Source organism: Desulfomicrobium orale DSM 12838, from assembly GCF_001553625.1.
Classification (GTDB): Bacteria; Desulfobacterota; Desulfovibrionia; order Desulfovibrionales; family Desulfomicrobiaceae; genus Desulfomicrobium; species Desulfomicrobium orale.
This window is the reverse complement of record NZ_CP014230.1, coordinates 1,253,698-1,278,620: the sequence shown is the minus strand read 5'-3', so window position 1 is coordinate 1,278,620 and position 24,923 is coordinate 1,253,698. Positions and strand designations below refer to the sequence as shown.

22 protein-coding genes are annotated in these 24,923 nt (G+C 63.2%); 19 read left to right on the top strand and 3 right to left on the bottom strand.

Annotation, left to right across the window (positions count from 1 at the left end; all coding sequences use genetic code 11):
* Positions 1–208 precede the first annotated feature (208 nt).
* The 4 genes from AXF15_RS05760 (at position 209) to mnmG (ending at position 4,261) form a co-directional block, all read left to right on the top strand.
* Complete coding sequence (locus AXF15_RS05760) at positions 209–625, top strand: hypothetical protein (RefSeq protein WP_151192298.1); 417 nt, start codon at positions 209–211, stop codon at positions 623–625.
* A 170-nt stretch (positions 626–795) separates the two neighbouring features.
* Positions 796–1,062, top strand: a complete 267-nt coding sequence (locus AXF15_RS05755) for a PxxKW family cysteine-rich protein (RefSeq protein WP_066604544.1) — start codon at positions 796–798, stop codon at positions 1,060–1,062.
* 86 nt (positions 1,063–1,148) lie between these two features.
* Positions 1,149–2,384, top strand: coding sequence for a M20 family metallo-hydrolase (locus AXF15_RS05750; RefSeq protein ID WP_066604541.1), 1,236 nt, complete (start codon positions 1,149–1,151; stop codon positions 2,382–2,384).
* The gene (mnmG, locus tag AXF15_RS05745) at positions 2,381–4,261 is read left to right on the top strand and encodes a tRNA uridine-5-carboxymethylaminomethyl(34) synthesis enzyme MnmG (RefSeq protein WP_066604537.1); all 1,881 of its coding nucleotides are present in this window, start codon (positions 2,381–2,383) and stop codon (positions 4,259–4,261) included. The genes AXF15_RS05750 and mnmG overlap by 4 nt, the downstream gene beginning before the upstream one ends.
* Positions 4,262–4,394: 133 nt before the next feature.
* On the opposite strand, the gene dut is transcribed toward mnmG, so the two are convergent.
* Positions 4,395–4,871, bottom strand: coding sequence for a dUTP diphosphatase (gene dut, locus AXF15_RS05740; protein WP_066608713.1), 477 nt, complete (start codon positions 4,869–4,871; stop codon positions 4,395–4,397).
* A gap of 160 nt (positions 4,872–5,031) precedes the next feature.
* Here dut and glgP point away from each other — a divergent pair, with 160 nt between their 5' ends.
* The 15 genes from glgP to AXF15_RS05665 all read left to right on the top strand — a co-directional run bounded on the left by glgP (position 5,032) and on the right by AXF15_RS05665 (position 21,655).
* Positions 5,032–7,608: an alpha-glucan family phosphorylase gene (gene glgP, locus AXF15_RS05735; protein WP_066604535.1), complete on the top strand. Its 2,577-nt coding sequence runs from the start codon at positions 5,032–5,034 to the stop codon at positions 7,606–7,608.
* A gap of 3 nt (positions 7,609–7,611) precedes the next feature.
* Entirely contained in the window at positions 7,612–8,433 is an 822-nt protein-coding gene (locus AXF15_RS05730) for a TlyA family RNA methyltransferase (protein ID WP_083517896.1), read from the top strand.
* The gene (locus AXF15_RS05725; RefSeq protein ID WP_066604533.1) at positions 8,415–9,020 is read left to right on the top strand and encodes a TrmH family RNA methyltransferase; all 606 of its coding nucleotides are present in this window, start codon (positions 8,415–8,417) and stop codon (positions 9,018–9,020) included. Before AXF15_RS05730 ends, AXF15_RS05725 begins: the two co-directional genes overlap by 19 nt.
* A gap of 41 nt (positions 9,021–9,061) precedes the next feature.
* Entirely contained in the window at positions 9,062–10,126 is a 1,065-nt protein-coding gene (gene aroC / locus AXF15_RS05720) for a chorismate synthase (RefSeq protein ID WP_066608711.1), read from the top strand.
* A complete protein-coding gene (locus AXF15_RS05715) occupies positions 10,123–10,914 on the top strand; it encodes an ElyC/SanA/YdcF family protein (RefSeq protein WP_066604530.1) in 792 nt (263 codons plus the stop codon). The genes aroC and AXF15_RS05715 overlap by 4 nt, the downstream gene beginning before the upstream one ends.
* Positions 10,911–11,777: a rhomboid family intramembrane serine protease gene (locus AXF15_RS05710; RefSeq protein ID WP_066604528.1), complete on the top strand. Its 867-nt coding sequence runs from the start codon at positions 10,911–10,913 to the stop codon at positions 11,775–11,777. Before AXF15_RS05715 ends, AXF15_RS05710 begins: the two co-directional genes overlap by 4 nt.
* A 91-nt stretch (positions 11,778–11,868) precedes the next feature.
* Complete coding sequence (locus AXF15_RS05705; protein ID WP_066604526.1) at positions 11,869–12,735, top strand: YitT family protein; 867 nt, start codon at positions 11,869–11,871, stop codon at positions 12,733–12,735.
* Positions 12,736–12,825: 90 nt separating this feature from the next.
* Positions 12,826–14,220, top strand: a complete 1,395-nt coding sequence (locus AXF15_RS05700) for an SH3 domain-containing protein (protein ID WP_066604521.1) — start codon at positions 12,826–12,828, stop codon at positions 14,218–14,220.
* A 190-nt stretch (positions 14,221–14,410) separates the two neighbouring features.
* Complete coding sequence (locus AXF15_RS05695) at positions 14,411–14,686, top strand: hypothetical protein (RefSeq protein WP_066604519.1); 276 nt, start codon at positions 14,411–14,413, stop codon at positions 14,684–14,686.
* Positions 14,687–14,879: 193 nt separating this feature from the next.
* Positions 14,880–16,493 carry a citramalate synthase gene (gene cimA / locus AXF15_RS05690; protein WP_066604517.1) on the top strand — a complete coding sequence of 538 codons (1,614 nt, stop codon included), beginning with the start codon at positions 14,880–14,882 and terminating at the stop codon, positions 16,491–16,493.
* Positions 16,494–16,907: 414 nt separating this feature from the next.
* On the top strand, positions 16,908–18,005 hold the full coding sequence (locus tag AXF15_RS05685) for an ABC transporter substrate-binding protein (RefSeq protein ID WP_066604515.1): 1,098 nt from the start codon (positions 16,908–16,910) through the stop codon (positions 18,003–18,005).
* Between the two features lie 59 nt (positions 18,006–18,064).
* The gene (locus AXF15_RS05680; RefSeq protein ID WP_066604512.1) at positions 18,065–18,901 is read left to right on the top strand and encodes an ABC transporter permease; all 837 of its coding nucleotides are present in this window, start codon (positions 18,065–18,067) and stop codon (positions 18,899–18,901) included.
* Between the two features lie 9 nt (positions 18,902–18,910).
* Positions 18,911–19,741 carry an ABC transporter ATP-binding protein gene (locus AXF15_RS05675; RefSeq protein ID WP_083517895.1) on the top strand — a complete coding sequence of 277 codons (831 nt, stop codon included), beginning with the start codon at positions 18,911–18,913 and terminating at the stop codon, positions 19,739–19,741.
* Positions 19,708–20,472: an acyl-CoA dehydratase activase gene (locus AXF15_RS05670; RefSeq protein ID WP_066604509.1), complete on the top strand. Its 765-nt coding sequence runs from the start codon at positions 19,708–19,710 to the stop codon at positions 20,470–20,472. Before AXF15_RS05675 ends, AXF15_RS05670 begins: the two co-directional genes overlap by 34 nt.
* 49 nt (positions 20,473–20,521) lie before the next feature.
* The gene (locus tag AXF15_RS05665) at positions 20,522–21,655 is read left to right on the top strand and encodes a double-cubane-cluster-containing anaerobic reductase (protein WP_066604506.1); all 1,134 of its coding nucleotides are present in this window, start codon (positions 20,522–20,524) and stop codon (positions 21,653–21,655) included.
* A 75-nt stretch (positions 21,656–21,730) separates the two neighbouring features.
* On the opposite strand, the gene AXF15_RS05660 is transcribed toward AXF15_RS05665, so the two are convergent.
* Both AXF15_RS05660 and AXF15_RS05655 read right to left on the bottom strand, forming a co-directional pair.
* Positions 21,731–22,792, bottom strand: a complete 1,062-nt coding sequence (locus AXF15_RS05660; protein ID WP_066608709.1) for a phosphotransacetylase family protein — start codon at positions 22,790–22,792, stop codon at positions 21,731–21,733.
* Between the two features lie 37 nt (positions 22,793–22,829).
* Entirely contained in the window at positions 22,830–24,914 is a 2,085-nt protein-coding gene (locus tag AXF15_RS05655; RefSeq protein WP_083517894.1) for an acetate--CoA ligase family protein, read from the bottom strand.
* Positions 24,915–24,923: the final 9 nt, after the last annotated feature.

Sequence of the window (24,923 nt, the reverse complement as noted above, 5' to 3'; positions counted from 1 at the left end):
AAACGATCGTCTTCAACAGGACCTCTCCATGTATTGCAAAAAATGTAAATTCCATGCCTCAGACAGCCTGAGTACCTGCCCGAAATGCGGGGCGAACTGGGAGGAGACAAGAAAGGCTCTCTTCCTGAACTGGCTGACCGGCAGCCGTCACTGGGAACCTTCCGCTCCGGAAACGCCGAAACCGCAGAATGCGGCGGAGAGGTCTCCGGTGGGACAATCCGCTGCGGCCGCCATGGACGACCTGGACGACTTTTCCGACGATTTTCTGCAGCCTCCGCAGGCTCCGCCATCTTCTCCGGTCCAGAAGCCGGCCCATGACGGAACGGTCGCGGTACCGGAAATCGACTTCTCTCTGGGCGCGCCGCAGGCAGGCGCGACACCGGTCTCCCCGCCGCCGGTCACTCCCCCGGACGAGGACGTCATGGAGCTCGACTTCAGCGATCTGGTCAGCGACAGTCCGCAACCGCCCGCAGCCGCCAAGCAGGAGGACTTGTCCATTCCGGACCTGGAAGCGATGCTCTCCCAGGTGGAAAATCATAAGAATCCTCAACCCGCTCCTGAAAACGAGGACGACATTCAGCTCGATTTCAGCAACCTGCCCTCGCCGGATTCCCCGGAAAAGTGATGCCGCAGGCCTTGGCGGCAGCACACTTTTACCGCTCGGAGCCCGGCTCGGCAGACGGCTTGACTTTTCCCGCGGATTGGAAAAGGAAGCCAGATTTCCGGTGGCTCACCCAAATGCCGCTACCCACCGGCTTGCAGGCGCGGCACAGGCCAACATCATGGAGGAGCCTTATGGCAGCAGATTTCGGCAATGCCGTCAAAACCGAGCAGGGAGTGCAGGTCAACGGCATGATCATGAACCAGATTGTGGAACAGTGCGAAGGCTGTGAACGGATCAAGGAATTTGAAGGCGCCAAGTACTGTGGATCGTATCCTCAGCCCGCCGTGAAATGGAGACTTGGCAACTGTAATTTCTCGACGCACGTGAAAACCGCGGCCAAGGCCAAAGCCAAGGTCAACCCCCTCAAGGCGTCCAAGCGCGCCGCCAAGGGAAAATAGTTTCCCCATCCATTCGTGCGGTTTACGAGGCAGGAGATTTCCTGCCTTTTTTTTCACCGCCAGCCGATTGACTGCGGACAAACGCCATGCCCCACGCCGTTTTGGAATGTATCGACAGAAGTGAAGACGAACTGCTCGCGCTCCAGCGAAATCTGGTCGCCCTTCCAGCCCTCGGCCCGACCAATGGCGGCTCCGGGGAGGAGGCCAAGGCAGCTTGGCTGTACACGTATCTGGAACAGTTCCCGGGAACGGCCCGGGAACAGATCCAGGCTCCCGACGAGCGCGTGCCCTGCGGCTTCCGCCCGAGCATCGTGGTCCGCCGGCCGGGTGAAAGCGCCCGCACGCTGTGGCTTATCGCCCACACGGACGTCGTTCCTCCGGGTGATCCCGCCCTGTGGGAAACAGATCCGTTCACGCTGCACCGGGACGGCGATCTCATTTACGGCCGGGGCGTGGAGGATAACCATCAGGGTCTGGTCAGTTCCCTGCTGCTTTTGCGGGCGCTGGAAACCACAGGCGCCAGGACCGGGCTATCCCTCGGCATTCTGCTGGCCGCGGACGAGGAAACGGGAAGCGAGCTGGGCATCGAGTATGTCCTGCGCCACCGTCCCGAACTTTTCCGCCCGGATGACCTGATTCTCATCCCGGATTTCGGGACCGCAGACGGCGGCAGCATCGAAATCTCTGAAAAAAGCGTATTCTGGTTCCGGTTTACGGTATGCGGCAGGCAGTGCCACGCCTCCACGCCGGAGCAGGGCATCAACGCCCTGACGGCGGCCTCGGCCCTGATTCTGGATCTGGAGCGTCTGGGCGGCGTTTTCTCTCTGGAAAACCCGCTCTTCTGCCCGCCTCGCTCCACCTTCGCTCCGACCAGGAAAGAAGCCAACGTGCCCAACGTGAACACCATCCCCGGCCAGGATGTCTTTTACCTCGATTGCCGGGTGCTGCCCGAATATACGCTGGAACAGATCGAGACCGAAATCCGCGCCCTCTGCGACGCGGTGGAGGCCAAGCGGGGTGTGTCCATCTCCTTTACAGCCGTCACCCGCGAGCAGGCCGCACCGTTCACTCCCGAGGACAGCCCCGTGGTCACCCGCCTGACCGACGCCCTGCGCCTGGAGCGCGGAATCGCCCCCCGCGTCATGGGCATCGGCGGGGGCACCGTGGCTGCGTGCTTCAGAAGGCGCGGACTGCCCGCCGTGTGCTGGAGCACCCTCATGCACACGGCCCACCAGCCCAACGAGCATTCCTCCATCCGGGCCACCCTGGCCGACGCGCGTGTCTTCGCCCGTCTGCTTTTCGATTCTCCGGAGGACAGATGACCATTCCCGCCATGCCCGAACGCTTCGATCTGGTCGTGGTCGGAGCCGGCCACGCCGGGTGCGAGGCGGCCATGGCCGCAGCGCGCATGGGCATGCGGACGCTGCTGCTGACCATAAACGCCGACCGCATCGGCCATCTTTCGTGCAATCCGGCCATCGGCGGGCTGGCCAAGGGGCACATGGTCCGCGAAATCGACGCGCTGGGCGGCATGATGGGCAAATGGGCGGATCAGGCGGGCATCCAGTTCCGCGTCCTGAACACCCGCAAGGGCCCGGCTGTGCGCTCCACACGGGCGCAGATCGACCGCGCCGCATACATCAGGGCCGTGCAGAAGGATATTTTCAACACACCGGGGCTCTTTGTCCGCCAGGAAACCGCCGCCTCCCTGGCCGTGGAGCGGGGACGAATCACCGGCGTGGTCACCACTCTCGGCGAAACCATCCCCTGCCGGGCCGCCCTGCTGACCACGGGCACGTTCCTGCAGGGACTCATCCATGTGGGACTGCATCACTTCAGCGGCGGACGCTACGGCGACCCGGCCAGCCACGGGCTCTCCGGCAGTCTGCGCGAACTGGGGCTGGAGCTGGGCAGGCTCAAGACCGGCACCGTGCCCAGGCTGCTCAAATCCTCGGTGGACTACGGCGTCATGGAGGAGCAGCCCGGCGACAACCCGCCCCGGCCCTTCAGCTTCGACAGCCCGGGCGTCTCCCTGCCCCAGGTTTCCTGCCACATGACCTGGACCACGGAACGCACCCACGACATCATCCGGTCCGGCTTCGACCGCTCGCCCATGTTCACCGGAGTGATCAAAGGCACGGGCGCGCGCTATTGTCCGTCCATCGAGGACAAGATCGCCCGTTTTCCGGACAAGGACCGGCACCAGATTTTCGTCGAACCCGAAGGACTGGACAGCTTCGAGGTCTATCCCAACGGCATCCCCACCAGCCTGCCTCTGGATGTGCAGAAAGCTCTGGTGGCCTCCATTCCCGGTCTGGAGAAGGCCCAGATCGTGCGTCCGGGCTACGCCATCGAGTACGATTTCGTCCCGCCCGTGCAACTCAAGCCCACCCTGGAAACCAAAGCCGTGGCCGGGCTGTATCTGGCCGGGCAGATCAACGGCACCTCCGGATACGAAGAAGCCGCCGGGCAGGGGCTGTGGGCGGCCATCAACGCAGCCCTGGCCCTGTCCGGCGAGCCGGAACTGATACTGACCCGGGCCCAGGCGTATGTGGCCGTGCTGGTGGACGACCTGATCACCAAGGGCACCCTCGAACCCTACCGCATGTTCACCTCCCGGGCCGAGCATCGCCTGATGCTGCGCGAAGACAATGCCGACGAACGTCTGACCCCCGTCGGCCGCCGTCTCGGTCTGGTGGACGACAGCCGGTGGGCACGCTTTACCCGCAAGCAGGCGGAACTTGCCGCCATCATGGACGGCCTGCGGTCCATCCGCATCCGGCCCGATGCCGCAACCAGGGAACTGGTGGACTCTCTGGGCGGCCGGCTGCCGCAGAAGGCCATCAGCCTGAAGGAACTGCTGCGCCAGCCGGAGCTCGGCATCGGGAATCTTGCACCGCTTTGGCCGGAACTTTTAGACTTCGGGGCCGAGGCATTGGAAGAGGCGGAAATTCAGGTCAAATACGAGGGCTATCTGGACCGCCAAAGAGAACTTGCGGCCCATTCCGAACAGCAGGAACAGGCTGTCCTGCCCGAGGATATGGACTATGCCCGGGTGGCGGGGCTGTCCCGCGAGGCGGTGGAAAAACTGGACAGGATCCGGCCCCGGACCCTGGGGCAGGCGGGCCGTATCTCGGGCATCACGCCCGCAGCTATCTCCTGCCTGGAAATTCATCTCAAAAAAACCGGACGCGAATAGAGGAAGAACCCCGGCCGGATGGCTGAAACCCGGCCCCTGCGGCCCGCAGCCAAGGGCGCGGTGCCCGCCGTGGAATAACCGGTTTTATGCGGCTTGCCCGCACCGCCGGAAAAATTTCCCTGCGGGCAGGAAATCAGGATTTTCCCGTGTGGCCGAAGCCGCCCGCGCCGCGAAGGGTTTCCGAAAGTTCGGCCACGGGTTCCAGACAGGCCCTGAAGACAGGCTGAAAGACCAGCTGGGCGATGCGCTGGCCCCGGACCACGATACGCTCCCGGTCCGAGGTATTGAGCAGGCAGACAATGATCTCGCCCCTGTAGTCCGGATCGATGACGCCCACGCCCTGAGCCACCACCAGCCCGTCTCTGGTCCCGAGGCCGCTCCTGGAATAGACAAATCCGGCCACTCCCGGCATCGTGCATTCCAGAGCCACCCCTGTGGGAAAGGCATGGCGGCCGCCCGGCCCGATGCATACCTCTGCTTCTTCCATGCAGGCCCGCAGGTCGATACCGGCCGAGCCCGGAGTGGCGTATGTGAAGGTCTCCCCGGAACATACCGGGGACAGGAACCGGACCTTGACCCGAACGGTGGTTTCCTCGGAACAGAAGGTCATGCGTCCTCCGTAAAATTTTCTCTGGCGCTCACGCCCCAAAAAGTTCAAATATCGGGCAGGAGCCATATGTTCCGGCGCACACACCGCTTCCGGACGGAAGCGCCCCGCCGGAAAAAGGCCCTGCACCATCCGCAACATCCAGCACCCCGGGGAGAAACCCATGCAACCGTTCCACACCTATACCGTTGTACCCAAACTGCCGGAAAGGCTGCAACCGCTGAAGGACCTGGCGCATAACCTGTATTTCTCCTGGCACCACGAGGTGGAAGATTTTTTCGCCCAGATGGACAGAGAGCTGTGGGAAAAGAGCGAACACAATCCCGTCCTGTTCCTGAACCACCTGCCTCAGGGCATGCTGGAAGAACTGGCGGAGGATGAATTTTTCCTGGACCGCCTGTCAACCGTTGCTGCGAACTTCCGGAAATATATGGAGAAACGCGGTTCCGCCGGTTTCGACGGCCTGGGGCAGGGGCCGGTGGTCGCCTATTTCAGCGCCGAGTATGGTATCGCCCAGTGTCTGCCCGTGTATTCCGGAGGACTGGGCATTCTGGCGGGAGACCATCTCAAGTCCGCCAGCGACCTGAACATCCCCCTGGTGGGTGTAGGACTCTGCTATCAGCGCGGTTTTTTCCGGCAGTATCTGACCCATGACGGCTGGCAGCAGGAGCGCTACCAGGCCAACGATTTCGACGAGATGCCCCTTTCCCCCGTGCTGGACGCCAACGCCGAACCGCTCAGGGTACGCATCGTCATGCAGGGACGGCCGCTTTTCTTCCGCATCTGGCGGGCCGACGTGGGCCGGATTCCCCTCTTCCTCATGGATACCAATGTCGCCGAGAACACGCCGGACCGCAGGGAAATAACGGCCCAGCTCTACGGCGGCGACCTGGAAATGCGGATCATGCAGGAATTTCTGCTGGGCATCGGCGGGGTCAAGGCCCTGGAGGCCATGGGCATGTCGCCCCGGGTCATCCACATGAACGAGGGACATTCCGCCTTCGCCGGACTGGAACGCATCCGGGCGCTCATGCACGAGCGGGGTCTGAGTTTCGAGGCCGCCATGGAACTGGTGGCCCAGAGTTCCGTATTCACCACGCACACCCCGGTCCCGGCGGGCAATGACCGCTTTCCGATGGAGCTCATGGAGCGCTATTTTCAGGAATACGCCGCCGATCTGGGCCTTTCCTGGAAGGTCTTCCTGGCCCTGGGGAGGGAAAACACCCGTGACGACAGCGAAACCTTCTGCATGACGGTGCTGGCCCTGCGCCTGTCGAGGTTCAACAACGGCGTAAGCCGCCTGCACGGCGAGGTTTCCCGGAAAATGTGGGCCAGAGTCTGGCCCCAGTACCCGGAAAAGGATGTGCCCATCACCTCCGTGACCAACGGGATTCACTTCCCCTCCTGGGTGGCGCCGGAAATGTCCATGCTCTACGACCGCTTTCTGGGACAGTCCTGGCGAGAGGATCCGGACTGCGAACGGGTGGGGGAAAAATTCGGCACCATTCCGGACATCGAGCTGTGGCGCACTCACGAGCGGCTGCGGGAGCGGCTGGTGGATTTCGTGCGGCGCCGGATGCAGAAGCAGATCATTTCCCGGGGCGGCCGCAACTGGGAGCTGGAAATCGCGGAGAACGTGCTCGATCCCGAAGCCCTGACCATCGGCTTTGCCCGCCGCTTCGCCTCGTACAAGCGGGCCTACCTGCTGCTCAAGGACGACGACCGCCTGAAACGGCTCATGTCCAATCCGGCCCGGCCCATCCAGTTCATCTTCGCGGGCAAGGCCCATCCCAGGGACAACGAGGGAAAGAAGATCATTCAGGAGCTGATAGCCCTGTGTCAGGCCAAGGACACGCAGGCCAAGATGGTCTTTCTGGAGGACTACGACATACAGGTGGCCCGGCATCTGGTGCAGGGCTGCGACGTATGGCTGAACAACCCCCGCCGTCCTCTGGAAGCCTGCGGCACCAGCGGCATGAAGGCCATGGCCAACGGCGTGCTGAACCTGAGCACTCTGGACGGCTGGTGGGACGAGGCCTGGATGCCCGACAACAGCGTGGGCTGGGCCATCGGCAACGCCGAGAAGTACGACGACCTGGAATACCAGGATTTCGTGGAGAGCCAGATTCTGTACAACATTCTGGAGAATGACGTCATTCCGCTTTTCTATGAACGCGGACAGAGTTCCTTCCCCCGGCGCTGGGCGCAGCGCATGAAGCAGGCCCTGAAGCTTCTGGGACCGGTGTTCAACGGGCACCGCATGGTGGAGGAATATGCCCGGCGGGCCTATCTGCCCTCCAGCGACAGCTACGCCCGGCTGTCGGCCGACGGGTACCGCCCGGCCAGAGAACTGGCCGAGTGGCGCATGAAGCTTCTGACCAGCTGGGGAGAGCTGGGCATCCGCAACATCCGCAGCGGCTCGAACGGGGAAATGTTCGTGGGCGAAGATCTGGAGGTCAGTGCCGAAATTCTGGTGCGGGATCTGGATATCGCGGACATTCAGGTGGAAATATACACCGGCCCCCTCGACTACACCGGGAGCTTTTCGAGCCGGTCCACGTTCATCATGCATCCCGAAGGGCAAACCGAGGACGGCTGGCACATCTACCGGGGCTCGGCCAGACCTCTGTCCGCAGGCAAATTCGGGTTCACGGTGCGGGTCCTGCCCTGTCATCCGCTTCTACGCGATCCGCACAGTCTGGGACTCATCTTCTGGGCCGATGAAGCCGTGCAAGGGTAGGGCATGGCCGGAAACCTGGACCGCGCCGATGTGGTCATGGCCGAACAGGGACTGGCCGAGAGCCGGGAAAAAGCCAAACGGCTGATCATGGCCGGGCAGGTGTTTCTGACGCGAAACGGCCGCAGAACGCCGGTGGCCAAGCCGGGGCAGCAGGTGCCGCGCACAGCGGAGCTGGAGGTCCGGCAGGGTGAACGCTTCGTCTCGCGCGGCGGGTACAAGCTGCTCTCGGCGCTGGAGGGTTTCGGTCTGGATGTCGCCGGTCTGACCGCTCTGGACGCGGGCGCGTCCACGGGCGGATTCACGGACTGCCTGTTGCAGGCCGGAGCGAAGCGGGTCTACGCCGTGGACGTGGGTCACGGCCAGCTGCACTGGAAACTGGTGCAGGACGAACGGGTGATCAATCTGGAGCGCGTCAATCTGCGCCACGCCACGCCCGATCTGCTCCCCGAAGAGGTGGATCTGGTCGTGGCGGACTGCTCCTTCATCTCCCTGAAACTCATTCTGCCGCCCTGTGTCCGCTTCCTGAAAGGAGGCGGCCAGGTACTGGCCCTGGTCAAGCCGCAGTTCGAGCTGGGGCCGGAACATACGGTCAAGGGCGTCGTCCGCTCGGAAGAGCTGCAACGGCGGGCCGTGGAGGAAATCCGGGAATTCGCCCGCACGGAACTCGGCCTGACGGATCTGGGCGCACTGCCCGCCGGAGTGAAGGGCCCCAAAGGAAATCAGGAATATGTGCTGCGCCTCGCGCGGTCTGGCGAAAACATGAAAATTTCGGCATCTTCCCGGCCGACGGCCGCTCATCCGCAAACATGCCTGACAGATATCTGACCGACGCCCGCAAGGCCCGGCTGAGAAACGTACTGGAAAAACGCCAGCCGGACCTGACCCTGGTGCTGAACAACATCCACGATCCCCACAACGTCTCGGCCATTCTGCGCAGCTGCGACGCCTTCGGCGTGTTCGGCGTGCATCTCTATTATACCAAGGAAAGCTTCCCCGCTCTGGCCAACAGTTCTTCGGGTTCGGCCAAGAAATGGGTGGAACAGACCCGGCACCGTGACGCCGAAGCCATGATCGCCTCCCTGCGCGGACAGGGCATGCAGATCGTGGGCACGGGCTTCGGGGCTTCGGCGCGGCCGGTGATGGACGTGGATTTCACCCGGCCCACGGCCGTGGTGCTGGGCAACGAACACCGGGGCATGGACCCGGATGTGCGGCGGCACGTGCCCGATGAAATATATATCCCCATGTTCGGCATGGTGCAGAGCCTGAATGTTTCGGTGGCCGCGGCGGCCATCCTGTACGAGGCCATGCGCCAGCGCCGCGCGGCGGGCATGTATGACAGGAGTGCCTGGTCCGCCGGAGAGCGCGAGACGCTGTACGCGGACTGGTGCAAGCGGGGCAAGGCGTACTGACGTCCCGTTTCGGCGGGTACGGAAGGCAGACGGGAGGACAGGTGGCGGGCAATACTTTCGGCGTACTTTTCCGGCTGACCACATTCGGGGAATCCCACGGTCCGGCACTGGGCGGCGTTGTGGACGGCTGCCCGGCCGGAATCGGACTGAGCGAGGCCATGATCCAGGCCGAACTGGACAGACGCCGTCCGGGCCAGGGCGGGCCGGCCGTCACCGCGCGTGCGGAAGCGGACCGTATCCGGCTGCTGTCCGGGGTTTTCGAGGGCCGGACCACGGGCACGAGCATCGGCTTTGCCGTGGAAAACACGGACCAGCGTTCCCGCGATTACGAAGCCATCAGAAATATATTCCGCCCCGGTCACGGCGACATGAGTTACGAGGCCAAGTACGGCCTGCGGGATTACCATGGCGGCGGACGGGCTTCGGGCCGGGAAACCGTCTCCCGCGTGGCGGGCGGAGCCGTGGCCGGAGCCTTTCTGGACACCATCGGGGTGGCTGTCCGGGCCGCCGCCGTGGAACTGGGCGGCGTGCCTGCGGGGGCAACGGACCTGGACGGCGCTCAGGACCGTCCTTTCTTCGCGGCCGCCCCCGATGCGGCGGTAAAGTGGGAACAAGTGGTCCGGGAAGCTGTTTCCCGCGGAGACACCGTGGGCGGCATCGTCGAAGTGCGGGCCACAGGCGTGCCTGCGGGACTTGGCGAGCCGGTCTTCGACAAGCTCGACGCCCGTCTGGCCGCTGCCGTCATGAGCGTGGGCGCGGTCAAGGGCGTGGAGATCGGCTCCGGATTCGCGGCGGCGCGCGCTTCGGGCAGCGAGAACAACGACCCCATGCGCGCGGAAGGTTTCCTGTCCAACAACGCCGGAGGCATTCTGGCGGGCATTTCCACGGGTCAGGACATCGTGCTCCGGGCCGCCGTCAAGCCCATCGCTTCCATCGCCAGGGAGCAGTTGACCGTGGACCGCTCCGGCCGGGAAACATATGTGCGCGTGGGCGGCAGGCATGACGTCTGCGCCATCCCGCGCATTGTGCCCGTGCTTGCGGCCATGGTCCGGCTGGTGCTGGCCGACGCCGTGCTGCTGCAACGGCGCATGGAGGGTGGGCAATGAGCCTTTCCATCGGCTTCATGCTCAAGAAAATCATCGGCGCTCTGCTCATGCCGCTGTCGGTCTGCCTGCTTTTTTTCGCTCTCGGCTTTCTGCATATTTTTCTGCGCCGTCTCCGGGACGCGGTGGCTCCTTTTGCCATCGGCACAGCCCTGCTGTACGTCTTTTCCCTGAATACCGTCGCCGCATGGCTGATGGAGCCGCTGGAACAGCGCCATCCGGCTCTGAACCTGTCCGACCCGGCCGTGGCCGGAACTCCGGTGAAATGGGTGGTGGTGCTGGGCTCGGGGCATCACACCAACCCTCTGCTGCCCCCGGCGGCCATGCTGGAGGAAGCGGCCCTGTTCCGTCTGGCCGAGGGTCTGCGCGTGGCCGGACATTTCCAGGAGGCAGTGCTGATCTTGAGCGGTGGAGCCATAAAGGACGAACAACCCAACGCCCGGGTCATGGCCAAGGCGGCCCTCGGTCTGGGATTCGACCCGGGGCGCATCATCCTTGCAGACAAAACCATGGACACCCATGACGAGGCCGTGCAGATCAAGAGCATCGTGGGCGACGACCCCTTCGTACTGGTCACATCGGCCTCGCACATGCCCCGGTCCGTGAAGCTGTTCCGTCACGAGGGGCTGCGCCCCCTGCCCGCGCCCGCGTATTACCGGTGCCGGGGCGAGTCCGAATACCTGCTGCCCCGCGCAGTGAACATAGAGACCTGCCATCTGGCTGTGCACGAATACCTGGGCCTTGCCTGGTCCTTCCTGCGCGGGCAGATTTCCTTCGACGACTCCCCGTGATCGACATCCTGCCCATGCTGGCCCCCGGCGGCGAGGAGAGCCTCCCTGACAGGAAAACCATGCGGACCTGGATGCTGGTTCTGCAATCTCAGGGCATTCTGTGCCGGACGGAAGCCGGGCCGCGTCTTCTGGTTTCCCCGGCCATGGCCCAGGCGGCCTGTGCGGAAATCATGGCCTACGAGCGCGAGAACCGGACCCTGCCGCGCCCCGAGCCCCTGCCCGACAATTCCTGGATTTCCCTGCTGATCGTAGGCGGATGCGTGCTGCTGACCCTCTGGCTGGACCCGCAATCCGGCCCGCGCCCGGCCTGGTACCTGAACGGCCGGGCCGACTCAGGGCGGATTCTGCACGGGGAATGGTGGCGCTGCGTGACCGCCCTCTTTCTGCACGCCGACGCCGGACATCTGCTTTCCAATGCCGCGGCCCTGTCCCTCCTCGGCATCCTGCTGAGCAGGCGTCTGGGCTCCGGGCTGACCTGGGGCCTTTTCGTGCTCACGGGAGCCCTGGGTAATGCCGTCAACGCCTGGATACAGGGGCCGGGGCATCTCAGCGTGGGTGCGTCCACGGGCGTCTTCGGGCTTGTCGGTGTGCTGGCGGGCGGAGCAGGAGCCCTGAAACCCGGAGGCCGCATGCGGATTCTCTTTCTGTCTCTCGGCTTCGCCCTGAGCCTGCTGGCCATGCTGGGAGCAGGAGAAGAGAGAGTGGACGTGGGGGCTCATCTGTTCGGGCTGCTGTGCGGCCTTCCTTTCGGCCTGCTGCCCGGGCGGCGGAAGGCGGCCGGATGGCGCGGGCTCAATCTCGCGGCAGGCGGAGCCGGGGCGGCTCTGTCCTGCTGGGCCTGGAGCCTGGCCGCGGCAGCGTGAAAACAACAGGCCGGAAAACATGGGCATCCACCGGAAAAACCTCTCCCGAAAGACTGGACATAGCCTTCACACACGGGGCATGGAGGGCCGCATGAATTCAAAACTACGCATCTACGCTTTTTCCATTCCATGGAACCTGTTCCTGCTGACCCTGGGCAGCTCGCTGGTGGCCCTGAGCATCCAGAGCGTGGCTGTGCCGCACGAATTTCTGTCCGGCGGCGTTTCGAGCATCAGTCTGCTCTTCTACTACTTCACGAGCACCCTGAGTCCGGGCCTGTGGCTGCTCTTTCTGAACATACCCATAGCCATAGGCGGCTGGTTCCTGGTCAGCCGCAGATTCGTGCTGTATACGGCCTACGGCATGGCGGCCGTCTCCATCTGGATGGAGCTGCTGTCTTCCGTGGTCCTGCCCATAGAGGACAGCCTGCTGGCGGCCATCGCCGCGGGGGCCCTGCTCGGCGGAGGCGTCGGCACGGCCCTGCGTTCTTTCGGCTCCACGGGCGGCCTCGATATCATCGCCGTGATCCTGCACCAGCGTTTCGGGTTCAGAATCGGGCAGATCGGCTTTCTGTTCAATATGTGCGTGCTCGGCGTGGGCTTCTGGCTCATGGACACGGACGTGGTCATGTACTCCCTGATATCGGTCTTTGTCAGCGGCCAGGTCACGGACCATGTGCTGAGCATGTTCAACCAGCGCAAACTGGTCTTCATCATCTCCAATCAGGCCCAGGCCATTTCCCGGGCCATCATCGAGGGGGCCCAGCGCGGGGTGACCATTCTGGAAGGACGGGGCGGCTACACGGGCCAGCCCAAGCAGGTGGTCATGACGGTGGTCAACAACCTTCAGCAGAAAAAACTGGAGGAAATGATCTTCACCCTGGACCCGGACGCCTTCGTCATTTTTGAGAACACCTTCAATGTCATCGGCAAGGGTTTCTCCAAATGGAAAGTGTACTGATGGCCGCACGCCGCGCCGTGTTTCCGGCCAGTCCCCCTTGCGGACCGGGACCGGCGTGAGTGCTTTCCCCGTCTTCCAGCGAGCCGCCCCATGAAACCAAGCCTCCCGCTCTGTCTGCTGCTCCTGCTGCTGTTTGCGGGCGCCTGCGCTTCCAGACCCGCACCGCCGCCCGAAGCGCCTCCCGCCAGGGAACCGGCCATTGTCCAGGAGCCCCGCGTCGGGCCTCTCCCCGAAGTGGTTTTCGATGTGCCGCAACTGGCCTCCGAGGCTGTACCGCTTTCGGACGCACCACTGCTGCCGGAGGCCGAGCGGGCGGTACTGCACGGCAGAGCTCTGGAGCGGTTCTTCGCGCCCTGGCATCTGCAGAAGCCGTCCCTGTCTCCGGAACAGGCCTTCTGGGGCGTACGCGCCTACGGCGGCAAGCAGGGTTACGCGGAAAATCTGCAGCCCTACCCGCGGGATCGCTGGGACCGTCTGGTGGCCCTGCAGAACATGTCCGCCTATCCGTCCATGCACAGTCCGGGCATTGTCACCCGGAACACCGCCCTGCGCCTCCTGCCGACCCTGCGGCCCTTCTTTCTGGATCCGGCCCGTCCAGGCGAGGGTTTTCCCTTCGATTATTTCCAGAACAGCGCCCTGTGGCTCGGCACGCCCGTGTTCGTGACCCATGTTTCCGCCGACCGGGCCTGGTATCTCGTGGAGACGGCCTTCGCTCACGGCTGGGTCCGCGCCGAGGACGTGGCCCTGGCCGGAAAAGATTTCCGCGCCGCGTACGAATCCCGGCACATGGCGGCCCTGATCGCGGACGACACGCCGCTCATGGACGGAGTGCGCTTTCTCGGCCAGACCCATATCGGAGCCATTTTTCCCATACACGGCCAGACGGCCACGGGCTTGCGGGTGAAGGTTCCCGTGCGGGGCGTGAACAACTGGGCCGAAACGGGCGAGGCCGAACTGAGCGCGCAGCAGGCCGCACCCATGCCCCTGCCCCTGACAGCGCGGGCCGTGGCCGGACTGGCCGACGCCATGACCGGGCAGCTCTACGGCTGGGGCGGAATGTTTGAAAACCGGGACTGCTCTTCCACCCTGCGCGACCTCTTCCTGCCTTTCGGCGTCTGGCTGCCGCGCAATTCGGTCCAGCAGGCCAGACAGGGCGGCCAGTTCATCTCCCTGAACGGCCTGACTCCGGACGCCAAGCTCGAAACCATCCGGACGCGGGGCGTTCCTTTCGCTTCCCTTGTCTGGCTGCCGGGCCACATCGGCCTGTATCTGGGTGTCGATGAACACAATGAACCGCTCATGCTGCACAATCTGTGGGGCCTGCGCACCGCTCTTCCGGATGGCGTGGAAGGCCGGGCCGTGGCCGGCAAGCTGTCCATATCCACATTACGCCCGGGCGAGGACCGGCCGGATATACGGCGGGGGGCCTTTCTGGAACGCATCCGCGGCCTGACCCTTCTCGGTGCGGGCGTTTCCGTGAGATAACCTTCATCCAGGCCGGAAGCGGACCACATGCGCCAACTCCCCATCCGCCAGAGACACGAAAAGACGCTGCTGCGATCCGACTGTCCAACAAGCAGCGTTTGACAGAAGCCATGTTTGCGCATAATTCCAGCGTAATTTTTTGTTCAACCCAAGTATTCAGCCTGTTGAAAATAAGAGAAAGAAGGCATTCATGAACCGCATTGCCCGCCATATCCGCGATACTTTGACCATCGCCCTGCTGGTTCTGACTCCGGCCCCGATCCTGGCCGGAGAAACGATGGAAATACACGGTATCCTCAAGGAAACCTCTTCGGGTGTCATTCTGGTCACCGCCGCCACCAACTACATCGTGCGCGGCATCGACGCCTCTGGCCTGGGCGGGTGCCGGGCCATTGTCCTCGGCTCGCGGGAGATGGACAACGGCATGGATGTCATCGACGCGCAGGAAATCAAGATCGCCCAGTGAGCGGCCTTGACAAATCACGGCCAGCCCTTCAGTTTCAAAAACGATATGAACGCCATCCCCGCCATCATCATTCTGATCATGGACCGCGATACGGCCTCGGGGAGCTGACGGCATCCGCGTTTCACGCACCAGAAGCCCCCGAGCATCAGGCCGGGGGCTTTTTTCGTGACTTCATCCGGCAAGGGGAAACCACATGCAAACCGTCCAGATTTACGACACCACCCTGCGCGACGGCACCCAGTCCGAGGAACTGACCCTCTCCACCGAGGACAAACAACGCATCGCCGCCAGACTCGACCACCTGGGCGTGGCCTATATCGAAGGCGGCTGGCCGGGCTCCAACCCGCGGGACAAGCGATTCTTCGCAGAAATGCGCCAGCACGGGCCACGCACAGCCAAACTGGCAGCCTTCGGCTCCACCCACGCTGCCAAAACCACGGCCCACGCGGACGAAAACCTGCTGGCCCTGGTGGAATCCGGAGCGCCGGTTCTGACCATCTTCGGCAAGACCTGGGACATTCATGTCACCGAAGCTCTGCAAATCCCGCTGGAACGCAATTTGGAACTCATCCGCGATTCCCTGGCGTTTCTGCGCTCCCACGCCGGGGAGCTCTTCTACGACGCCGAGCATTTCTTCGACGGCTACAAGGCCGACCCGGCCTACGCCACGGCCTGTCTGCGCAAGGCTCTGGAAGCGCGTGCGGACCTGCTGGTGCTCTGCGACACCAACGGCGGCACTCTGCCCGGAGAAATCGCGGCCATCATGGACGCCGTGCGCCGCGACCTGCCCGAGGCCCGGCTCGGCATCCACGCCCACAACGACTGTGAGCTGGCCGTGGCTAACTCCCTGGCCGCCGTCGAACACGGGGCCGTCCACGTCCAGGGCACCATCAACGGCTATGGCGAGCGGTGCGGCAACGCCAACCTCTGCTCCATCATCCCCAATCTGGAACTGAAGATGGGCCTGTCCTGTCTGCCTGACGGCCACCTGCGCCGTCTGAGCGACGCGTCGGCCTTTGTCAGCGAAGTGGCCAACCTGCGTGCCTTCAAGCGCCAGCCCTACATCGGGCAGTCCGCTTTCACGCACAAGGGCGGGGTCCACGTTTCCGCCGTACGCCGCAACCCGCGCACCTACGAACACATCGAACCGGAGCTGGTGGGCAACAAACGGCGCGTTCTGCTCTCGGATCTGGCCGGACAGGCCAATATCCTGCTCAAGGCCCGGCAGTACGGCTTCGACCTGGACAAGGACGACCCCTTTGTTCTGGAGCTTCTGACGGAGCTGAAGACGCGCGAGGAAAAAGGGTACGAGTACTCCGCCGCCGAGGCGTCCTACGAGCTGCTGGTGAACCGGGTGCTGGGCCGGGCGCGGAGCTATTTCCGGCTGATCAGCGTCCGGATCATGGACTCCGTGCTGACCGCCGATGCGGAACCCTTCACCGAAGCCACGGTCATGCTGCGCGTGGGCGGCGTCGTCGAGCACACGGCGGCCACGGGCAAGGGCCCGGTCAACGCCATGGACTGCGCCCTGCGCAAGGCTCTGGAACGCTTCTACCCTAATCTGGGGGAGATGCGCCTCATGGATTTCAAGGTCCGCGTGCTGTCCGGCATGGCCCGCGGAAGCGGCGGCACGGCCTCGGAAGTGCGGGTGCTCATCGAATCCGGGGACAGCCAGAGCAGATGGACCACCGTGGGAGTGTCCTACAACATCATCGAAGCCAGCCGCCAGGCTCTGGAAGATTCCATCAACTACAAACTGTTCAAGGACGACCAGAAGAAGCTGACCCAGGCCATCCGGGACATCTGACGCCGCGGCCGTTTACGAAAACCTGCGTCCGGCCGGGAGGGGCCGTTTCCGGAACGAAAAACCGGACAGGCCCTTTACATGGATGGGCCGTTTTTTTATATCCCGTGCGTTCCTTGCACCAAGCGCCCCGGCGCAAGCAGAGGTTTTATGCCGCATTTCCGCTATTTTCCTTCAGGCATGACCTGACACCACCCGCGGTGGGACTGGATGTCCCCGTCGCTGCGGGCGGTGCGCTGAAAACAGCGGCTTCCCCTTCCGCCCTTCACTGACGGACATTCTCCCATCGCTTCTCCCGTACGGTTCCGTACGGGATTTTTTGTGCCGGCACGGCGGCCGGCAACGGGCTGCCGCCATGCCGGAAGCTTCCGAACCCGCTTCGGAGCACTCGTTCACCTCAACCCGGGAGAAGTCCGCATGTTCACCACCTTTCTTCGCCGCATGGCGGCCACGGCCGTCCTGCTCCTTTGCCTGCCGGTCATGGCCCTGGCCGAACTTCCGGCCTTCAAGGCCGGCTACATCTTCACCACGCACCATTCCCCCTTTCTCGTGGCGGCGTCCAACAGCGAAATATTCAAGGACCAAAATGTCCGCCTCAATCCCCTTGTGGACCGCGAAAGCTACGAGCTGGTCAAAAACGGCAAGCCCATAGCCATCCTTGATCTCGTCGTCGCGAAGAGCGGCTCCGAAACCGCCACCCTGTTCGCCCAGAAGCATCTGGACATGGGCATCGCCTCCATCACCGCCATCATGGCCGGCATCGACAAAGGCATCCCCATGAAAATCGTCTGCCCTCTCCAGACAGAAGGCATGGCCCTTGTCGCACCCAAAAATTCTCCGCTCACCGGCTGGGACAGCCTCATGAAACACGTGAAAGACGCCGGAGAGCCTTTCCGGATCGGCTTTCATTCGCCGACGAGCGCTCCGAAAATCGTGCTCGAAGGCGCACTGGTCCAGGCCGGACTGCGGGTGACGCTCGACCCGTCGGACATGGAAGCCGATATTCTTCTCGTGGACCTCAAGGACACGGGCAATCTCCTCGCATCCCTTACTTCCGGTCAGGTGGACGCCGTGGTCGGCCCCTCGCCGTTTCCGGAAGTGGCCCAGACCACGGGTTCCGGCAAGGTGATCATCAATCTGGCGGATCTGCCCCCCGCCGGACAGTGGGCCAATTTCCCCTGCTGCGTGGCCGTGGCCTCCGAAGACATGCTGCAAAACCACCCCGAAGTGGTCTCCGCCTATGTGGACCTGATCAGACACGCCAACACGTGGTGCAACGCGCACCCGCAGGAAGCCGGGGAGATTGCGGCCAAATGGATCGGCCTGCCGCCGGAAGCCGGGCGCATGTCCACCCTCGTGTTCATGAACGACTTCAATGAAAACTGGATGCGCGGCGCGGGGACCTATCTGGATATGCTCAACCGGATGCACAAATTCAACGGCGCGCTGAAGGACAAGTCCATCGAACAGGCCAGACCGCTGCTCATCGAATCCGACAGAGCAACCAAACTGTAGACGGCAGGGGAGCCCGCTCCCCTTTCCGGAAATGCCGCCCGGAACCGTCAGGGATCATCATGTCAAAATTCCTCTCCGCGCTGTGTGCGCCGCTTCTTGTGCCGCTCTTCTTCTTCGCCGTCTGGGAATGGGCGGCGCGCTCCACAGGCAACGAGCTGATTCTCCCGCCCCTTTCCCAGGTGGCGGATCTGCTCGCCCATCCCACCGGAAACGTCATCAGCATGGGGAGCCTTGCGGGCAACATCGGCATCAGCCTGGTCCGCGTCCTGTGCGGCTACGCCGTGGCAGTGCTGATCGGCGTACCTCTCGGCGTGGCCATGGGTTACTATGCGGGCCTCCACCGTCTGCTGAATGCGTTTCTCGGAATGTTCAGGCCCATTCCGCCCCTGGCCTGGGTGCCGCTGGTACTGGCCTGGTTCGGCGTGGAAAGCCTGGCCACCCTGGCCAGGTTGCCCCGCGGGCAGCTGTACTTCTATTTCAACAACCTCAAACTCTCGATGCTCTTCATCATCTTCGTCGGCGCGTTCTTCCCGGTGCTGACCAGCGCCGTGCACGGGGTACAGACCGCAAGCCGCACCCTCATCGACTCTGCCCGCGTCCTCGGGGCTTCGGAGTCCGGCATTTTTCTGAAGATTCTCCTGCCCGCCGCCGCGCCTTCCATCGTCAACGGCCTGCGGATCGGCCTCGGCGTGGCCTGGATGTGCCTCGTCTCGGCGGAGATGCTGCCCGGCAGCCTTTCGGGCGTGGGCTACCTCATCACCCACGCCTACACCGTGGGCCGGACGGACGTCGTCATCGCGGGCATGGCCTGCATCAGCGCCGTCGGCGCGCTGCTCGACCTCGCCTTCCAGTGGTTCGAGAAGCGGCACTACTCCTGGAAACAACTTTCCCGATAGGCGAAAAACATGACAACTCCGGTTCTTTCCGCCCGCCAGGTGCAAAAACGGTTTTCCGCCCGCAACGGCGAGACCATCCAGGCCCTGGAAGCCCTGGATCTCGAAATCTCCGAAAATGGCTTTGTCTGCATCGTCGGCCCGAGCGGCTGCGGAAAGTCCACGTTTCTGCGCATGGCCGCCGGGCTGGAACCCGTCAGCGAAGGGGCAATTCTCTATCGCGGGCAGACCGTCCTCGCCCCGCGCCGCGAAGTGGGCATGGTCTTTCAGGAATATTCGCTGCTTCCGTGGCGTACCGTGCAAGGCAACGTAGCCCTCGGGCCTGAATTTTCCGGAAAATCCCGCGCCGAGCAAAACGCCGCCGCGCGGAAATATCTCGAACTGGTGGCCCTGGAAGACTTCGCCCATATCATGCCCCACGAACTCTCAGGCGGCATGCGCCAGCGGGTGGCCATCGCCAGAGCTCTGGCCAACGAACCCGACGTGCTGCTCATGGACGAGCCCTTCGGCGCACTGGACGCCCACACCCGCATCCTGCTGCAAAAGGAGCTGCTGCGCATCTGGCGGCAGCACAAGACCACCATCCTGTTCGTGACCCACTGCGTGGACGAGGCCGTGTACCTCGCCGACAAAATAGTGGTCATGACCGCCCGGCCCGGCCGCATCCAGGCCGTCATTCCCGTTGATCTTCCCCATCCCCGGAACAGGGCCGAACCGGCCTACGCCCGGCTGACCGCGTCCATCCTCGATATGCTGGACTCCGGAAACAACGGGGCTCCGGCTCAACCCCCAACCATCAGGAGGGATTCATGCCCGTCGCCGGTGTCGATATCGGCTCGGTAGCCGCAAAAGCCGTTGTCTTCGATCCCGAATCCCGCGTCATCCTTGGTTCCGCAGTCCTGCCCACGGGCTGGAACTCCAGGGAGGCCGGAGAAAAAGTCCTTGCCGCCGCCTGCGCCGACGCGGGCCTGTCCACACCGTCTTGCATCGTGGGCACCGGGTACGGACGCGTGTCCCTGCCCTTTGCGGCCAAAGCAGTCACGGAGATCACCTGCCACGCCCTCGGCGCCGTGCATCTTTTTCCGCGCACCGGCGTCGTGCTCGATATCGGCGGGCAGGACAGCAAGGTCATCAGCACGGAATCCGACGGCTCGGTGCGGGATTTCATGATGAACGACAAATGCGCCGCAGGCACCGGCCGGTTTCTGCAGGTACTGTCGGGCATCCTCGGCATGGAGCTTACGGAGCTTGGTGAAGCCGCCGGACGTGGGACCCCGGCCGCCATCTCCAGCATGTGCGCCGTGTTCGCGGAAACGGAGATCATCGGCCTGCTGGCTCAGGGCACGCCGCCCGAAAACATCGCTGCGGGAGTCTTCCGTTCCATCGCCCGCCGCATGGCCGCCCTGGCCTCGCGCATCCCCATGACGGGCGAATGCACCTTCACGGGCGGCCTGGGCATAAGCCCGTCGTTCGGCAGAATCCTTTCGGCGGAGCTCGGCATTCCGGTGAACATCCCCGATCAACCGCAGATCGCCGGGGCGCTGGGAGCCGCTCTCGTCGCCGCCCGGCTCTGAAAAACGTTCGGATACCCGTTCCTCTTCCACGTCAACCCAAGGAGAAATCATGCCCTACCCGACTCTCGAACACTTCCGCGACATCACCGGGCGTAACGTGCTGGCCCTTCAGGAAGCCAAGGCCGGCGGCAAAAAAGTCGTGGGACAGTACTGCATCTACTCGCCCCTTGAAATCGCCCTGGCCGCCGACGCCATTCCCGTGTCCCTGTGCGGCACGAAAAACGACTCCATCCCGGCGGCGGAAACCATGCTGCCTCGGTCTCTCTGTCCGCTGATCAAAAGCAGCTTCGGCTTCGCCCTTCAGGACAGCTGTCCCTATCTGGCGGCCTCGGACATCGTGGTGGCGGACACCACCTGCGACGGCAAGAAAAAAATGTACGAACTGCTGGCCGAGTACAAACCGATCGTGCTGCTGCAACTCCCGCAGATTCAGGACGAGGAGGCCCACACCTACTGGCGGGCGCAGTACGCCGGACTTGTCGCCAGACTGGAGCGGGATTTCGGCGTGTCCATCACCGAGGAAAAGCTGCGTGCCGCCATCCGCCTGACCAACCGCCTGCGCGTGGCCCTGAAGGATGTCCTCGACCTCGCCAAACTCAAGCCGTCTCCGTTGAAGGGCATGGACCTGCTGGACATCTCCTTTCGTGTCTCCTTCATGTCCGACTACGAACGGGCCATCGGACTTCTGTGGGGTATTGCCGCCGAAATACGCGAGTCGGGAGAAGCACGGGCGGCGGATCACGCGCCCCGTATCCTGCTCACGGGCGTTCCGGCCGGGCTCGGTTCCCACAAGGTCATCGAACTGCTCGAGGAATGCGGCGCCAGCGTCGTCTGCATCGACAGCTGTACCTGCTACAAAAAAGTCCGCCAGATGATCGACGAAACGGACGATCCGCTGACCGCCCTCGCCAGATGCTATCTGGATACGCCCTGTTCGGTCATGTCCCCCAACCCCAACCGCTATGACACGCTCAGGGAACTGGCGGCGGATTTCCAGGCGGACGCCGTGGTCGATCTGACCTGGCAGGGATGCCAGACCTACGATGTGGAATCGTGGTCCATCAAAAAATTTGTCCGCGACGAACTGGACCTGCCCTTCCTGCAGATCGTCACGGACTATTCCCCGGCGGACACGGAACAACTGAAAGTCCGCATCGAGGCTTTCCTTGAAATGCTGCGGTAAATTTTCATGCAAAAAGAGCCGCCCAAAAGGGCGACTCTTCACATGCCAAATGCCAAAACAAAGCGGGCGGAGTATCTATATGCCCAGCGTCTCCTTCAGGTAGGCGAAATCGATGATGGAGCTGACCAGCTGGGAGCCATGCTGGATTTTGATCACATCCCGCAGCTTGTGCCGGGACAGGATGGCTTCCATCTTCTTGGCCACGGAGAAGGTATCGTCGCGCACCACCACAATGGGCACTTCAAGCACTTCGGCCCGGGTCATGATGATGTCATTGGGGTAGAGGTTGCCCGTCAGCACCAGACACTGACACTGCCCTTCCAGGGCCACGAGCTGCACATCCGAACGGTCCCCGCCCACAATGATGGCCGACCTCTTGCTCTTGCGGAAGTGGGTCATGAAATTTTCCACCTGCATGGTGCCGATCAGAAAATTCTCCACCACCCGTTCGGACTTGTCCTGAGCCGTGATCACCCTGCCGCCCAGACGTTCGGCCAGATCGGACACCCTGATGGCCCCCATGAGCGGATCGGTGGGAATTTTTCCCAGCACCTTGATGCCCTTGTTCTCCAGAAACGGATGCAGCAGCGTGTCCAGCTCTTCCCGGAAAGCCGGAGGAATGTCGTTCAGAAGCACCCCGGCCAATTGCTCGCCGAGGGCCTCCTTCATGGCCATGAGATAGTCGTAGTTGAGCTCCTTCACGTAACGGTCAATGATAATGCTTTTGATACCCAGGGCCCGCACCACGCTGATGCCGTCCACATTGCAGTATTTTCCGGAAAACATGCTGCCGGAGCCGGAAACGATCATCACGTCCTTGTTCTGGCCGAGCTTCTCATAGGCGGACCTGATTCTGGGGATGAGGTCCTCACATTTTCCCGCGAAAGCCTTCATTTTGAAATCATGATTCACCACCACGGGAGTGACCAGGGAGGGGTCTTCGTTCAGGCCCAGAACATCCTGAACGAAAAAGGCGTCACCGTCGCCGAGGCGGCCCTCCTTCTCCTGAGGCAGGGCGCCCACGGGCTTCATGTATCCGACTCGGTAGCCGTCCTTTTGCAATCTGAGCCCGATACCCATCGCCACCATGTTTTTTCCGGAATACCCGGCCGTGGCTCCAATGTAGATTCCGACCATCTCCATCCCTCCCAAAAATGTGCCCGGAAAAGACCGGCTAGTCCGCGTGCGGCAGAAGCGTCATCCGCGCTCCGGCCACCCAGGCCCCCCGCTGCGCGACCAGCACCGGGTCCAGTTCCAGAGTGTAGATTTCAGGAAAATCCAGGGTCATCTGCGACGCGGTAAACAGTACATCCTCCAGCGCCCTTGCGTCCAGAACGGCTCGCCCGCGCTCCCGCCCGGACAGGGAGAAAAACTTCAGATCCCGCATCATGCCGCTCGCGTCTTCCAGGGAAAGAGGCGCCAGCCGCAGGGACTCATGAGGCATCCCGGCCCGGTCGCCGGGAAAGCTCAGGCTGATCAGCGGCCCGAAGTGGGGATCGCGCTGCACGCTGACGCGGGCCTCCGCAAATTTTCCCTCCACCATTTCCTGAACGACACACCCGGAAATGAAGGCCTCCCGACGCAGCCGCTGCACCCGCGCCGTGAGCAGCACAAAGGCCCGGCGTACGTCTTCCGGAGATTGCAGGCCAAGCTCCACGCCGCCCACGTCGCTTTTGTATTCAATGTGCGGCGAAGCGACTTTCAGGGCCACGGAACCGGCCAGCCGTTTGGCTATCTTGACCGCGCTTTTGCTGGTGCGCGCCAGTTCCGCCTGGGGAAACTGGAGTTCATAAGCCTGAAGCAGGGTCTGCATCTCGATGCCGGACAATTCGGTCTTTCCCGCCTGCAGACAGTCCCGCAGGAACTGCCCGGCCTTGGCCCGGTCCCGACGGTAACTGACCTCTACTGGATAGGGGCTGGCCTTCCACTGGGCATAGCCGAACATGGCGTCGAACGCGGCCAGAGCGTCCTTGGGGTTGGCATAGCAGGGCAGACCCCGGGCCTGAAGGTAGCGCTTCTCTTCGGCCACACCCTCCCGGCCCAGCAGGCAGACGGCCACCGGCTTGCCGGTTTTCCGGGGTCCTTCGGCCAGAGCGTGGACCACTTCGGACATGTCCAGTCCCACACCCGGTGTAGCCACCACCAGAGCCATGTGCACGCGCCGGTCTTCGAGTACGATGGAAAGCGCCTGAGCATACTGTGCCGGACGGGCGGACATGTCCACATCCACGGGGTTGGCCGCCCTGGCGTACCGGGGCAGGCAGGACTCCAGACGGGACATGGTTTCAGGGCCGAGCCGGGCCAGATTGATACTCGTCCCGGAGAGCGCATCGGCCGCGAGGATGCCCGCTCCACCGGAATTGGTGATGATGGCCAGATTGGGGCCGGTCGGAAGAGGCTGGGAGCCGAACATGCGGGCCAGATTGAAAAATGAGGACAGACTGTCCGTACGGATGATGCCCGCCTGTCTCAAGGCCGTCTGCCAAGCGCGTTCGGAGCCGGTAAGCGCGCCCGCATGGGAAGAAATGGCTTTCTGTCCATGTTCAGTCATGCCCGCCTGGAGCATGATGACAGGTTTTTCCCGGGTGATGGTCTGGCTGATGCGGGCAAAACGGCGGCCGCTGTTCATGCCCTCCAGATAGCCCATGATCACGGCCGTATCCGGATCATCGGCCAGAAACTGGAGCATAGCCGCTTCGTCGATGATGGCCCGGTTGCCCAGACTCGCGAATCTGGAAAGCCCGACCTCCTCGCTGGCCGCCCAGTCCAGAACCGCGCTGCACATGGAGCCCGAAGGAGAAAAAAAAGCGATGTTACCCCGGCCCGGCAGTCGGGAGACAAGAGAGGCGTTCATGTTCCCGCCCCAGGACGCCACGCCCAGGCAGTTGGGACCCAGGAGAGTCATGTTCCTGCTGGAAGCGAGCCGCGTGAGACGCTCTTCCAGATGATACCCCCGGCCGCCGATTTCCCGGAAACCGGCGGAGATGACAATGGCGGCCTGCACGCCCGCATCTGCCAGCCATTCCAGTGCGCCGGGAGTCTCTTCCGGCTCCAGGCAGAGAACGGCCAATTCCGGACAGGGATGCGGGAGCTGGCCATCCGCGGCACCGGTCCAATTGACGGACACAATTTGCCCCTGATACCCCCAGTTCTCAAGATTCGACAGCACGGCACGCGCGGGGGAGCCCGCATTTCCAGCAGTTCCGACTATGGCTATGGAGTTCGGAGAAAACAGAGCGTGCAGGTGGACGTCTCTCATGGAGTACCT